The organism is Caulobacter sp. GW821-FHT10C03 (genome assembly GCF_059415485.1).
In genome coordinates this window covers 1-13,291 of sequence record NZ_JBWKNI010000008.1, presented here as the reverse complement: position 1 = coordinate 13,291, position 13,291 = coordinate 1, and the positions used below count along the sequence as shown (strand labels likewise).

Below are 13,291 nucleotides of genomic sequence, written 5' to 3'. Positions count from 1 at the left end.
AGGGCAGCCGCAACGGCGGCATTGGGATCAGCGGCGAGAGTCAAGCAGAGACGCTCCTTCCAACATTGCGCCGTTCTAGCGGGACAATCTCAGAGCGCACACTGGCGCTTGCCGATACGCGATCGAGGCTGGGCTCGCTGACGCCGCCCTCGCGGCTTTTTTAGCCCCAACTACCAAGACAGCCTCCCTGGCGTGTCTCTCCTTGCAGACATCGCTACCGGAGAGCCCTCTTGCCGTCCAAGACCCCGCCCCACCCTATCGACCAGCATGTCGGCGCGCGCATCCGTATGCGCCGCCGGCTCAAGAAGATTAGCCAGGCCCAGGTCGCCCAAGGCTTGGGCCTGACCTTCCAGCAGATTCAGAAGTACGAGCGCGGGACCAACCGCGTCAGCGCGTCGATGCTCTATGCGCTGGCCAATATCCTCGACGTTGGCCCGGCTTGGTTCTTCGAAGGCTTGCCAGCGACTGACAATGGCCTTGTCGTCGACCGGGCCGAATTGGAAACCGCCCGCGCAATCCAGGCCTTGCTGTCCTCGCCGGACGGGCTGGCGATCGCTCAACTCCTGTCGGGCCTGAAGAGCGAACGCCGCCGTCAAATCCTGGCGCTGATTGAGACCCTGGCTGAACTGGACGACGAGCGGCAGGTCGCCTAAGCGGACCGCCCTCTTCGCCCACGAACGAACGCCCGGTCGGTGGCCATGAACCGGGCCAGCATCGGCGCCACCAGACGCGCCGGTTCGGCGGGCTTGCCGCCGCTCTCGGCCGCTAGGGCCTGAGCGTAGGCGACGAGATCGCGGTGGATGGCGGCGGGGAGGTCGAGGGTCACCTTCACGGGTGTATCGTCCTCCAGCGCGCCGAGCTTCAGTTTTCCACTCATGGCGCCTTCCTTTCGTCGGCATAGGGTTCCAGGACGAGGTCTCGGGTCAGAAGCACCCGTAGCGGTGCGCCGGGCCGGATTGTGAGGGTCGGCGCGAGATCCAGGCTCTTGCCGACCATCTGTTGGCCAACGGAACTTGCGGTGTTAGCGCCGGCCCGGCGAACGGCGCGGGCGATGTCGCTCTCCTCGCTGGACGAGCCGACCTCGGCCCCGATGGCGAGCAGGGTGGAAAGCCCAGCCGCGGCCAGGACCCGGCCGCCATGGCGATCGACGCCATCCTGCAACCCGGCCATCCCCTGCTCGTCGGCGCCGGGCAGCTTGTCCAGAACGATCGACTTGCCCGACGGCAGGGTCAGGCGAGTCCACACCACCCTCAGCCGGCTTTGGCCAGCCTGAACCTGGGCGTCGTATTCGCCGGCCAGCTTCGAGCCCTTGGGGATCAGGAGATAGCCGCCGCCTAGGCTGTCGTAGACGTCTTGAGTAACCTGAGCGATGGCCATGCCTGGAGCGTCGGACCGCAGCCCCGTCACCAGGGCGGCGGGAATGATCGATCCGACCTGGAGTACATAGGGCGAGGCCGGCGCCTGGAGGCGCTCGACGCTGGTGAGACGCGCATCGCCCGCTATCGCCTTGTCTCCCGACGATGCGGCCACCGGCTCCAAGGCCGCGGCCGAAACAGCCTCGCGCGCGCCCTGAGCCACCGCCGCCACGAAGAGGCCGCTCTGGATCGCCGCTCTACGGACTTGGCGCTCGGCTTCGACCCGCGGATCGACCACCGGCGGCGCCTGACCTACGGCCGGCGCATTCGCGCCCGCGACCACCGGCGCCGTCTTGGCCTCCTCCTCTCGGGCCCGCGCGGCGCTAAGCATGGGCCGGCCCAGATCCCCCGGCAGCGGCGGTCCCAGGGCCGGCGTGCCGGCCGGCCCGACGTAGCCGCGCGGCAAGGCGGTGACGGTCTCGGGCGGCTGGGCCGTCGTCAACTTGGCCTCCGCGGGCGCTGCCTTGCGCTTTTCCATTAGCGACCAGCCCAGCGCGCCGGCGACACCGGCGATCAGGACGGCGCCGACGATGACCAGAGCCCTGCGCGAAACCCGCGCGACAGGAACCTGGGGGCCGCGGAGGCGCAGGGTCTTGGCGATGGCCTCTTCGGCCTGGTCGGCGTCCTGGCTCATTGGCCTGCCTCCTTGACGAGGGAAAGGCGCGTCAGGCGCACAGCCTGGGCCCGATGCTTGGCGCCTAGGCGCAGTTCGGCGCGATCGAGCAGGCGATCGACGACGATCCGCCGGCCCTCGATCCGGTAGTTGACGAGTTCGGCGGTCTTGCCGTCGGGGCCGATGCGGTAGAGCGGCGGCAGGTCGTCCATCGCCACGGCCGGGCCGAAATCGACGAAGAGGCGGTGGCCATCGTCCGACACGGCCACCGGCCGCCAGTTCGGATGGGCGCCGCTGATCCGATAGGCGGTATTGAGCGGCCGCGCCGGGACCGCCGGCGCCAAGACCATATCGGGCACGACGACCGGAACGATCGAAGGCGCCACCGCCGCTTCCACAGCCGCCACATATCGCCAGGACACCTGCGACAGCCAGGTCCGGGCCGAAGCACGAAGCTCCAGATGGTAGGTGCGCCGATCGGTGTTGATGATGAGGTTCGTGGCCAAGCCCGAGGCTGTGGGCTTGATCATGACGTGAACGCGTCGACCAGCGCCCTGGCCGCTGATCGTATCGCCGATCACCCAGCGGGCGGTGTCGCCGGCCGCTACCGGTCCCGAGCCGACCAGGGCCTCGCCGGGCTCGAGCACGATGTCGGTGATCCGACCCGGCGTGGCGATCACCGGATAGACCGCCTCCTCGCGGTAGTCGAAGCGCTTGGCGCCGCCGGGGACTTCCAGCTGGGCGGAGGGCGCGGCCGCACAAGGGCTGGCCAGCACCAGCCAGACCATCAGGACAGAGCGGGTCATGCGCCGAACTCCTTGGACCAGGCGATGCCAGAAACGAAGACGCCCAGAGGATTGGACCGCAGGCCTTCGGGGGTGCGAGGCGGGACGAGATTGATGGTCAGGATGGCGGTCCAGCGCTCGGTGGCGGCCAGCTGCCCCTCAGCGTAGCGCTGCTCGGTCCAGGCGACCCGGAAGCTGCCGGGGGTGGCGCGCACCACGCTACTGACCGTGACCACCACCTGGGCGCGGCCAACCTGGGCGAAAGGATCAGCACGCCGGGCGTAGTCCGAAAGGACCGCAGCGCCGGCTGCGTCGGTGAAGTCGTAGGCCCGAAGCCAGGCCTGGCGCATGACGACCGGGTCGATGGAAACAGCGCGCACGTCGGTGATGAACCGCGCCAGGGTCCAGGCGATCATCGGGTCGGTGGGCCTGGCGCCCTGCACCGCGGGCGCGACGATGCGCGGCTCGCCCAGCCGATCGACCTCGACCACCCAAGGCGTCACCGAGCCGCGAGTCGCCAGCCAGGCCAGACTCCCGCACAGTGCGGAGTTGGCCATCAGCAGGCCCAGCGCCGCCAAGCGCCAGTTGGCGGCCTGGACGCGGGCGGAGCCAATGCGCTCGTCCCAGGCTTGGCCCGCGCGCTGGTAAGGGGTTTCCGGCTGCGGTGTCGCGCCATAGCGCTCCGCGCCCTTAAAGGGGTTCATCCTAATCCTCCTTCAGGCTGGGGGCGGCGTCGCCGCCATTGTCATGAACCCCGCCGATCGCATAGGCGGCCATCTCCGCGCCGCGGGTCAGGGCGTGGCGGTCGGCAAGCTGCCGAGCCCAGACGGGGGCCATTGGCGCGCCGCTACCGCCCTCTCCGCCGCCGCCCTCGTCGTCGCTGCTGGCCTTGGGGGGCGGCATGGTGAAGCCAGAGCCGCCTCCCCCGCCGCTGTCGCCAGGCGGCGGCAAGCGCGGCGGACCAGAGGGCCCTCCGCCGCCGTCTGGCGGCGGCAGACGACCACCCGCAGCGCCGGCCGCGCCAGCCGCACGCGCGCCGCCGAACCCGCTGAACGACATGCCCGAGACCGCCCCGGCCGCCATCTGGGCAGCGCCCGCCGCGGCCATGGCCATGCCGGCCACGGCCATGCCGGTGCCGACGGCCGCGCCCGCGCCCAGCTGCGGCGCCCCGGAGACCAGGCCCGAAGCGATGCCGGGACCAAAGATCGAAAGGCCCAGAAGGGTGAGAGCCGCCAGAGCCATGGCCAGGGCGTCCTCGATCGTCGGCTGGCCGGCCGCCTGGCTGGTGAACTCTGAAAACAGGGTCGAGCCGATGCCGACGATCACCGCCAGCACCATGACCTTGACGCCCGAGGCCATGACGTTGCCCAGGACCTTTTCGGCCAGGAACGCGGTGCGCCCGAAGAGACCGAACGGCGCCAAGACAAAGCCGCAGAGGCTGACGAGCTTGAACTCGATCAAAACCACGAAGATCTGCACGGCGATGACGAAGAACGAGACGATCACCAGGAGCGCCACGATCAGAAGGATCAGGATCTGAACGGCGTTTTCGAAGAAGCCGGGAAATCCGCTCAGGTCGTTGGCCGACTGCAGGATCGGCTTGCAGGCCTCCAGGCCCAATGCCGCAAGCTTGCCGGGCCGCAGAAAATCCTCAGCTGCGGTTCCCACCCCGCCCGCCTTGAGGCCAAGGCCCGAGAAGCTCGACAGTACGATGCCGGTCAGGGTGTGGAAGTTGCCGATCAGGAAGGCGAAGAAGCCAACATAAAGGGTCTTCTTGACCAGCCGGGCGAGAATGTCCTCGCCATGAGCCCAGGCCCAAAAGAGCGCGGCCAGGGTGACGTCGATGGCCACCAGGGTCGTCGACAGGAAGGCGACCTCCCCGCCAAGCAATCCAAACCCGCTGTCGATGTAGCGGCCGTAGGTATCGAAGAAGCGGTCGATGACGCCGGTGTCGCTCATGGCCGGGCCTCACCGAAGAAGTGGGCCCGGGCGCGCGCCCAGGCCTGGCGGCAGGCTGGATCGTCCTTGGCCGCCTCACCCAGGTCGCGGCAACGTCCAAGCTCGGGATCGCCGCGATAGCCAGCGACCTCCATCCGCACCGTGGACGCAGGCTCATGCCGCCCCCGAACCGTGACCACGACGGCGCCGATCAGGATCCAGGCCCCGACGCTAAGACCGATGGCCCACCTCATTGCGAGCCCGATCCCATGAACTTGGCGAACCTGGCCTTGGCGTCGGCGCGGGCGGCTGCTTTGTCGGCGGCTTCAAGCGCCTGGGCGCGACCTTGGGCGGCGGCCAGGGCGATGAGGTCGGCCAGCATCTGCGACTGCAGTGCCAGGAGCTGGTTGCCGGCCTGGGCGGCCTGCAGGCCACCGACCGCGCCTTGGCTGGCGCCGACCAGGGTGGTGAGCTGGTCACGGCTGGCGCCGAGGCCTTCGACGACGCCGGCCTGAAGCTTCAAGGCGTCCTGGAAGCCGGCCATCGCCGTCGTCCAGCGCGCGTCGGCCCGGGCCGTCAGGTCGGCGTCGGAGGCCGACAGCGAAACCGCGCCGAAGTTGGTGGTGAAGGCTTTCTGGATCGAGGCGACGTCATAGGCCAGGGCCTGGGCCTCGCCGAGAAGCTGGCGCGTGCGGTCGACCTGCGCCTGCAAGGTCGCCAGCGTCGAATACGGCAGGCTGGCCAGGGTCTTGGCCTGGCCCAGCAGCATCTGCGCCTCGTTCTGCAGGGAGCTGATCTGGTTGTTGATCGACTGCAGGGCGCGGGCGGCCGTCAGCACGTTCTGGACGTAGTTGGTCGGATCGAAGACGACGATCCGGGCCTGGGCTAGCGGCGGCGCCAGCATCAGGCTGGCGGCCGCTTGCGCGGCCAAAAGCGCCGCCGCCAGGCGGCGTCGGGAAAGGGTCATGGCAGGCTCTCCGGGAAGGAAGGGGAAGCGCCCGCCGCCCCCGAAGTCAGAAGGTCGGCCGCCCAGGGGAGGCCCCGCAGGTTCAACCAGGCGGCCGCAAACCCCTCCCTGCCCACCGCCGCGAGCACCGCGCCGATCGCAGTCTGGTCGGCCTTGGAAGAGGCCGCGCAGAACGCCAACGCCACGGGGCCAAGGCCCAGGTCGAACAGACGATCGCCGACCCGCGATTGCAGGTAGTAGTCGCGTGTGGGCGTGGCCCGGGCGAGGATCTCGATCTGGCGCTCGTTCAGACCAAACCGGCCGTAGGCGGCCGCGCCCTGCGGCTCCATCGCTCGCGGGTTGGGCAGGAAGATCCTTGTCGGGCAGCTCTCGACGATCGAGGCGGCGATCGGGCTACCCGTCACATCAGCCAGCGACTGGGTGGCGAAGATCACCGAGGCGTTCTTCTTGCGCAGGGTTTTCAGCCACTCGCGCAGCTGGGCGCCGAAGGCCGGGTCGTCGAGCGCCAGCCAGCCCTCGTCGATCAGGATCAGGGTCGGGCGACCATCGAGCCGGCGGCCGATGCGATGGAAGAGATAGGTCAGGACCGCGGGCGCTGCGGCGCTCCTGGCCAGACCCTCGGTCTCGAAGACCTGGACGTCGGCGCTGCCCAGGGCTTCGCCCGATCCATCCAGCAGCCGGCCGAACGGACCGCCCAAAATAAAGGGGCCGAGGGCAGCCTTCAGGGGCTGACTGGCCAGCAGCGCCACTAGGCCCGTCAGCGTCCGCTCGGCGACCGGCGCGCTGGCCAGACTGCCAAGCGCGGTCCACAGATGGTCGCGGACCGCCGGGGTGATCCCCACGCCCTCGCGGGCCAATACGGCGGCCAGCCAGCCGGCCGCCCAGGCTCGCTCCTCGGGATCGTCGATCCGCGCCAGGGGCTGGAGCGCCACCGCCCCGCCCTCGCCGGAGAGGTCGTGGAAGTCGCCACCCATGCCAAGCGCCGCGGCGCGGCTTGAGGCGCCGAAGTCGAAGGCGAAGATCTGGCTCTTCGGGTAGCGGCGAAACTGCAGGGCCAGCAGCGCCAGGAGCACGCTCTTGCCCGCTCCCGTCGGCCCCACCACCAGCGTGTGACCAACATCGCCGACGTGGAGGCTCAGCCGAAACGGCGTAGAGCCAGCGGTTCGAGCCAAGAGCAGCGGCGGGCCATCGAGATGGATGTTGCGCTCGGGCCCAGCCCAGACCGCCGACATCGGCGCGATGTGAGCCAGATTGAGGGTCGAGAGCGGCGGCTGGCGGACGTTGGCGTAAGCATGGCCAGGGATCGTCCCGAGCCAGGCCTCCACCGCGTTGACGCTCTCGCGGATGACGGCGAAGTCCCGGGCCTGAATGACCTTTTCGACCAGCGCCAGCTTGCTGTCGGCGACTGCAGGATCCTCGTCCCAAACCACCAGGCTGGCGGTGACATAGGCGTAGGCGACCGCATCGCCGCCGAGGTCCTGCAGGGCCAGATCCGCATCGACGGCCTTGTTGGCCGCGTCGTTGTCAACCAGGGGCGACGGCTCCTGGGTCAGAGCCTCGCGCAGCAGAACCAGAACCGACTTGCGCTTGGCGAACCACTGGCGGCGGATCTTGCCCAGCAGGGCCGCAGCATCGGTCTTATCCAGGCACAGGGCCCGGGTGCTCCAGCGATAGGCGATCCCCAGCCGGTTCAGCTCATCGAGCAGGCCAGGCGTCGTTGCGGCCGGAAAGCCGGTCAGGATCAGGACGCGCAGGTGCGCCCGCCCAAGCCGGGGCTGCAGGCCGCAGGCCAGCGGCTCGGTGGCCAGCAGCGCATCCAGCTGCATCGGCGTCTGGGGGACCGCCACCCGCTGGCGCACCGTCGAGATCGCCCCGTGCAGGAAGCTCAAGGTTTGAGCGTCATCAAGCCAGCCAACCTTGGGCATCAGCCCGTCGAGCAAGGCCAGCAGACGGTCGGACCGGTCGACGAAGCCGGAAAGCTCGGCGCGCCAATCGAGCCCTGCCCCCGCCCGCCCTTCGACGAAAAGGCCCTCGACCCGACCTCGGCGATCGGCCGGCGGCAGATAGGTCAGGGTCAGGTAGTAGCGGCTTTCGAAGTGCTCGCCGGTCTCGACGAAGGCGGCCTTGCGCTCGGCCTCGACGAGGGTCGAGACCGGGTCTGGGAAGGCGCTGTCGGGATAAGCGCCGATCGGATCGCGGCGGGCTTCCACGAAAATCGCCCAGCCCGAGCCCAGCCGCCGCAGCGCGCTGTTCAAACGCGCCGCCACCGCGGCGACCTCGGCGTCCGTGGCCGAATCCAGGTCCGGCCCACGAAACTCCGCAGTGCGCTGGAACGAGCCGTCCTTGTTCAAAACGACGCCCGGCGCGACCAGGGCCGCCCATGGCAGGAAGTCGGCAAGGCGCGCGGGCCGACGGCGATATTCCCGAAGATCGAGCATGGCTCAGACCTCCAGGTAGGCCGGCAGCCGGACGTGCCGGCGACCGACATCGAAGATCTGCGGGTCGCGGCGGGCGGCCCAGACCGCCAGGCCATGGCCGACCAGCCAGACGGCCAGGCCGACGATCCAGAGCCGCAAGCCCACCCCCAGGGCCGCGGCCAGGGTGCCGTTGACCAGGGCGATCGCGCGCGGGGCGCCGGCCAGCAGCATCGGTTCGATCAGGGCCCGATGGACGGGTGCGGCGAACCCGTGTCCGCGATCGCCGGCCATCAGACCAGCGCCCCGCCGCCGAAGCTGAAGAACGACAGGAAGAACGAGCTGGCGGCGAAGGCGATCGACAGGCCGAAGACGATCTGGATCAGCTTGCGCGAGCCGCCCGAGGTCTCGCCGAAGGCCAGGGTCAGGCCCGTGACGATGATGATGATCACCGCGATGATCTTGGCGACGGGGCCCTCGATGGACTCCAGGATCCGCTGCAGCGGCTCTTCCCAGGGCATGGAGGAGCCGGCGGCCTTGGCCGACGAGGCGACCAGCAGGGCGGCGATGGTCAGGGGCGGAACGCCCCCGCGGCAGTCGAGCATGGAGCCGGCGAGCAGGCGTGCGCGCAGGCGCGAGGGTTCTCGCGTGGACATCTTCAGAAACTCCGGGGGTTTAGGGGCGGGATCTCAGGCGGGGCTGAGCTGGTAGGCGCCGTCGGGCGCGAGCCCATCCAGGCGCGCGAGGTCCGAGAGGCGCCGCTGTCGGCCCCGCCCCTGCAGGACCGCGATCAGGTCGATGGTTTCGGCGATCAGGCCGCGGGGCACCACGACCACCGCTTCCTGGATCAACTGCTCCAGGCGCAGCAGCGCGCCCAGCGCCGAGCCCGCATGCAGGGTCCCCACACCGCCCGGATGGCCCGTGCCCCAGGCCTTGATCAGGTCCAGGGCCTCGGCCCCGCGCACCTCGCCGATGATGATCCGGTCGGGACGAAGGCGAAGGGACGAGCGCACCAGATCCGCGAGGCTGGCCAGGCCTTCACGAGTGCGCAGGGCCACCTGGTTCTCCGCCGCGCACTGCAGCTCGCGCAGGTCCTCAGCAATAATCACCCGGTCGCCTGAGGCGGCGACCTCGGCCAGCAGAGCATTGACCAGGGTGGTCTTGCCGCTGGAGGTGGGGCCTACCACCAGGATGTTGGCGCGGATGGCCACCGCGTCGCGCAGCACCCTGCCTTGCTCCTGGCTCATGACGCCGGCGCGGACATAGTCGGCCAGGGTGAAGACCAGGCTGGCGGGCTTGCGAATGGAGAAAGTCGGCGCCGCGACCAGCGGCGGCAGCAGGCCCTCGATGCGCTCGCCGGTGCCCGGCAGCTCGGCCGACAGTCTCGGCCGGCCGGCGTGGATCTCGGCGTCGACATGGTGAGCGACCAGGCGAAGGATCCGTTCGGCGTCGGCCGGCCCGATCGACAGCTCTGCGTCGATCAAGCCCGCATCGAAGCGGTCGATCCAGACCCGGCCATCGGGGTTGAGCATGACCTCGGCCACGCCCGGGTCCTCCAGCCGCGCCAGCAGCAAAGGACCCAAGGCGGTGCGCAGCATCTGGCGGCTGCGCTCGCGTCCGGTCTCGGTTTCGGAATGGTCCACGGCGGGTCCCCGTTGCTTACGGGGATGAGTAAGAAGACGCAGGATCGGCCGATCTCAACAGCCAAATCGGCAGATCGCACTCTGGCGTACAAAGACAGGAAAACGGCGAAATGACCGCGCTCGACGCCGTTGCTTCTCGGCCGCGGCGTCGAACGCCAACAACGACCAGATCGCCGCCAGCCGCCTGAGCCTGATGCGTTCGCAGCGAAGCGACGCAAACAGCTACGCCAAGAACCTCAGATCAAAGCGCTACGGCTCGACGAACACCTTGGCGTTGCGGATGGCCGCCAAGGCGTGATCGCGCATCACCCTTTCGGCCGCCGCCGCATCGCCGGCCAGCAAAGCCTCGAAGACCTCGTGGTGCTGAGCGTGAGCGGCCCGCAGATGCAGGAGTTCGCCTCGCGGATCGTTCAGGTCGAGCGCCAAGGCGTCGGCGCTAGCGAACGGCAGGCCGTTGTTACGAGCCAGGGCGCTCACAATGGCCGAATTGCCCGCAGCCTCCACCAGGATTGCGTGGAAAGTCAGGTTGAGCGCGTGATAGGCCTCGATCGCCGCTTCATCGAGAGCATCGCGGTCCAAAAGGGCGTCGCCGTCTTGCAGACAACGCCGGAGCGTTGCGGCGTCTTCGGGCGACAGACCCCGGTTGGCCGCCTGGGATGCAGCCAGGCCTTCCAGAACGCCCCGCACCTCGATCGCCCCGCGAATGTCCATCTCCGAGGGTCCGCGCGCCGCATATCCTCGCGCGCCTAGCTTCACCACAAGACCTTCCTGCTCAAGTGTCCTCAGGGCCATGCGAACCGGCATTCGCGACACGCCAAGGGCTTCCGCAGTAGCGATTTCCGCGATCCGCTCACCGCGCTTCAGCTCGCCCGAGGCGATCATCTTGCGCAGCGATACGATCACCCATTGGCCGGGCTTCATCTTGGGCATGTCCATCATCGACCAGACTATCTGTCCACGCTCGAGCAGCAAGAAGAATGGATCCAATCACTTGACACCGATCCTTACGACGCCCCTATTGGATCCAATACGAGCGACACAGGTTGCCGCCGGGAGGAAGCGAGCATGGGTCCACAGAAGGAAGCGCCGGGGACGACCTGGCCGAGAAACGCTTGGTATGTGGCCTGCACCCCTGACGAGATCGCGCAAAAGCCCCTGGGCCGGCAAATCTGCGGCGAGCGCATGGTCTTCCATCGCGGCCGGTCCGGCCAGGCCGTGGCCCTGGAGGATTTCTGCCCGCACAGAGGCGCGCCGCTGTCTCTGGGCTTCGTGCGCGACGGCGAGCTGGTCTGCGGCTACCACGGCCTGAGCATGGACTGCGACGGCCGTGCGGCCTCAATGCCCGGACAGCGGGTGACGAGCTTCCCGACCATTCGCGCCTTCCCCGTGCTGGAGCGCTACGGTTTCATCTGGGTCTGGCCAGGAGAGGCCGATCAAGCCGACCCCGCCAAGCTGCATCACCTGCCCTGGGCCGAAAGCCCCGACTGGGCCTATGGCGGCGGGCTCTATCACATCGCCTGCGACTACCGGCTGATGGTCGACAATCTGATGGACCTCACGCACGAGACCTATGTCCACGCCTCCAGCATCGGCCAGAAGGAGATCGACGAGGCGCCGGTAAACACCCGCGTCGAGGCCGACCAGGTGGTCACCAGCCGGTTCATGGAGAAGATCGCCGCGCCGCCCTTCTGGCGCATGGCCCTGCGCGGCGCTGGCCTTCCCGAGGACGCGATCGTCGACCGCTGGCAGATCTGCCGCTTCTCGGCGCCCAGCCACGTGATGATCGAGGTCGGCGTGGCGCTGGAAGGCCTTGGCGGCTACGACGCGCCGGCTGACCGGAAGGCCTCCAGCATCGTGGTCGACTTCATCACGCCCGAGACCGAAACCTCACACTGGTACTTCTGGGGCATGGCCCGCAACTTCGCGGTCGAAGACACGGCCCTGACCAACACCATCCGCCAGGGCCAGGCCAGGATCTTCGGCGAGGACCTGGAGATGCTGGAGCGCCAGCAAGACAACCTGTTGCGCCATCCCGACCGCCGCCTGCTGAGGCTGAACATCGACGCCGGCGGCGTGCGCTCTCGCATGATGATCGAGCAGGCGATCGCGGCCGAACTTGCCGCCGCGACCTGAGGCGTCCACTGCGCAGCTATCGCGACTTCGCGCATGAGATCGTGGCCGGCTCGGTCCGGCTTGACCTTCGCAAGGCAGGAGCGGGACGGCGCTCGTCGCAGCCATCACGTTCCAAAGAGCTGAGCTGCGCCACGAGCAGAAGCTCTAGCGGCTCCAGAAAGGCGACTTTCACGGTCATGCAGGGTTAAGCGGGAGCTGATTGCAGATCGGACACCAATGCCTGCTTCGGCTGGCGGCCAGCTGGCCGCCAGCCGAAGCAGTCTACCAGCTGTAGCGCAGTGTCGCCGTCACCGTGCGGGCGGAGCCGAAGTAGCAGCTGTTGTTGAACGGACAGGCCGAGATGTGCCGCTTGTCGAACAGGTTGGCCGCGTTCAGGGCCGCCTCCCAGCCCTTCAGGTCGGCCGAGGCCGCGCCCAGGTCGTAGCCGATCAGAGCGTCGACCAGGATGAAGCCGTCGGTGTGGAAGCGCTGGAAGGTGGTGACGTTGTTGATCACCGCATAGGTCGTCGTGCCGTCCGAACCGCCGACATAGCGTAGGCCCCCGCCCAGGCGCAGGCCCGCCGCCGGGCCCGCGGCCCGGCCGGCGCGGCCCAGGTCGTAGGAGACGAAGGTCGAGCCGCCCCACTTCGGCACGCCCAACTGGCGGGTGCCCGTGGTGGTCGGGGTGCCACTGTTAGTGGCGGTGGCCGCGATGGCCGGCGCGCCCTGGGTGATGATCGCGTCGGTGTAGCTGAGCGCGGCGACCACGTTCAGGCCGCGCGAGACCTCGCCGCGACCTTCCAGCTCGACGCCGCGCACGCGGACTTCGCCGATCTGGATCTGCGAATTGGCCGGGATGCCGTTCGTGCCGGCCTGCGGATCGGCGACCGGAACCTTGCGGCGCTCCAGCTCATAGGCCGCCAGGGTGAACAGCGCGGACGTGCCCTTGGGCTGATACTTCAGGCCTGCCTCGAGCTGACGGCCGGTGACGGGCACGAAGGCCTCGCCCTGCCAGGTCGTGCCCGCCTGGGGCTCGAAGGATTCCGAGTAGCTGACATAGGGCGCCAGGCCCGCGCCCAGCTCGTAGAGACCGCCCAGACGCATGGTGAAGGCGTTCTGCTCCAGCGTGCTGGAGGTGCTGTTCTTCTTGTTGTCGGTGATCTGCTCGTACCAGTCGTAGCGACCGCTGGCGATCAGTTGCAGCCGGCCGATGGTCATCTGGTCCTGCGCGTAGAGGCCCTTCTGCTCGCGACGGCTGTAGGTGTTCACATAGGCCGACGACAGGACCGTAAGGTCCATGCTGGGCAGGGTTCCGCCATAGGTCGGGGCGAACAGCGACAGGTTGGGGATGCTTGTCAGCGGATTGCTGGTCTGGCCGGTGTTGAACTGCTGGAAGTTCTCGCC

General features: G+C 68.8%; 15 protein-coding genes. 2 read left to right on the top strand and 13 right to left on the bottom strand.

The features are described from left to right. The first annotated feature begins 230 nt into the window (after window positions 1–230). On the top strand, window positions 231–653 hold the full coding sequence (locus AC07NG_RS12500; RefSeq protein WP_494594328.1) for a helix-turn-helix domain-containing protein: 423 nt from the start codon (window positions 231–233) through the stop codon (window positions 651–653). On the opposite strand, the gene AC07NG_RS12495 is transcribed toward AC07NG_RS12500, so the two are convergent. From AC07NG_RS12495 to AC07NG_RS12440, 12 genes are all read right to left on the bottom strand, one after another. Beyond that, complete coding sequence (locus tag AC07NG_RS12495; protein ID WP_494594327.1) at window positions 650–877, bottom strand: DUF2274 domain-containing protein; 228 nt, start codon at window positions 875–877, stop codon at window positions 650–652. The two genes, AC07NG_RS12500 and AC07NG_RS12495, sit on opposite strands and share 4 nt — an antisense overlap. Next, on the bottom strand, window positions 874–2,049 hold the full coding sequence (locus tag AC07NG_RS12490; protein WP_494594326.1) for a TraB/TrbI/VirB10 family type IV secretion system protein: 1,176 nt from the start codon (window positions 2,047–2,049) through the stop codon (window positions 874–876). Before AC07NG_RS12490 ends, AC07NG_RS12495 begins: the two co-directional genes overlap by 4 nt. Beyond that, window positions 2,046–2,834 carry a P-type conjugative transfer protein TrbG gene (trbG, locus tag AC07NG_RS12485; protein ID WP_494594325.1) on the bottom strand — a complete coding sequence of 263 codons (789 nt, stop codon included), beginning with the start codon at window positions 2,832–2,834 and terminating at the stop codon, window positions 2,046–2,048. The genes AC07NG_RS12490 and trbG overlap by 4 nt, the downstream gene beginning before the upstream one ends. Next, entirely contained in the window at window positions 2,831–3,517 is a 687-nt protein-coding gene (gene trbF, locus AC07NG_RS12480; RefSeq protein WP_494594324.1) for a conjugal transfer protein TrbF, read from the bottom strand. Before trbF ends, trbG begins: the two co-directional genes overlap by 4 nt. Window position 3,518: 1 nt before the next feature. Further along, window positions 3,519–4,772: a P-type conjugative transfer protein TrbL gene (gene trbL / locus AC07NG_RS12475; RefSeq protein ID WP_494594323.1), complete on the bottom strand. Its 1,254-nt coding sequence runs from the start codon at window positions 4,770–4,772 to the stop codon at window positions 3,519–3,521. Beyond that, complete coding sequence (gene trbK-alt, locus AC07NG_RS12470) at window positions 4,769–5,005, bottom strand: putative entry exclusion protein TrbK-alt (RefSeq protein WP_494594322.1); 237 nt, start codon at window positions 5,003–5,005, stop codon at window positions 4,769–4,771. The genes trbL and trbK-alt overlap by 4 nt, the downstream gene beginning before the upstream one ends. After that, window positions 5,002–5,718: a P-type conjugative transfer protein TrbJ gene (trbJ, locus tag AC07NG_RS12465; protein WP_494594321.1), complete on the bottom strand. Its 717-nt coding sequence runs from the start codon at window positions 5,716–5,718 to the stop codon at window positions 5,002–5,004. Before trbJ ends, trbK-alt begins: the two co-directional genes overlap by 4 nt. After that, entirely contained in the window at window positions 5,715–8,156 is a 2,442-nt protein-coding gene (gene trbE / locus AC07NG_RS12460) for a conjugal transfer protein TrbE (protein ID WP_494594320.1), read from the bottom strand. Before trbE ends, trbJ begins: the two co-directional genes overlap by 4 nt. Before the next feature lie 3 nt (window positions 8,157–8,159). After that, a complete protein-coding gene (locus tag AC07NG_RS12455) occupies window positions 8,160–8,426 on the bottom strand; it encodes a VirB3 family type IV secretion system protein (RefSeq protein WP_494594319.1) in 267 nt (88 codons plus the stop codon). Continuing rightward, window positions 8,426–8,737: a TrbC/VirB2 family type IV secretion system protein gene (locus AC07NG_RS12450; RefSeq protein WP_101719783.1), complete on the bottom strand. Its 312-nt coding sequence runs from the start codon at window positions 8,735–8,737 to the stop codon at window positions 8,426–8,428. Before AC07NG_RS12450 ends, AC07NG_RS12455 begins: the two co-directional genes overlap by 1 nt. Before the next feature lie 84 nt (window positions 8,738–8,821). Further along, window positions 8,822–9,730: a P-type conjugative transfer ATPase TrbB gene (trbB, locus tag AC07NG_RS12445; RefSeq protein ID WP_494594464.1), complete on the bottom strand. Its 909-nt coding sequence runs from the start codon at window positions 9,728–9,730 to the stop codon at window positions 8,822–8,824. Between the two features lie 294 nt (window positions 9,731–10,024). Beyond that, entirely contained in the window at window positions 10,025–10,747 is a 723-nt protein-coding gene (locus tag AC07NG_RS12440; RefSeq protein WP_494594318.1) for a GntR family transcriptional regulator, read from the bottom strand. Window positions 10,748–10,840: 93 nt separating this feature from the next. On the opposite strand from AC07NG_RS12440, the gene AC07NG_RS12435 reads away from it, so the two are divergent. Continuing rightward, window positions 10,841–11,908 carry a Rieske 2Fe-2S domain-containing protein gene (locus AC07NG_RS12435; RefSeq protein WP_494594317.1) on the top strand — a complete coding sequence of 356 codons (1,068 nt, stop codon included), beginning with the start codon at window positions 10,841–10,843 and terminating at the stop codon, window positions 11,906–11,908. 261 nt (window positions 11,909–12,169) lie between these two features. Here the strand turns inward: AC07NG_RS12435 and AC07NG_RS12430 are convergent. Beyond that, window positions 12,170–13,291, bottom strand: a 1,122-nt coding sequence (locus tag AC07NG_RS12430) for a TonB-dependent siderophore receptor (RefSeq protein ID WP_494594316.1), incomplete at its 5' end; no start/stop codon positions are given.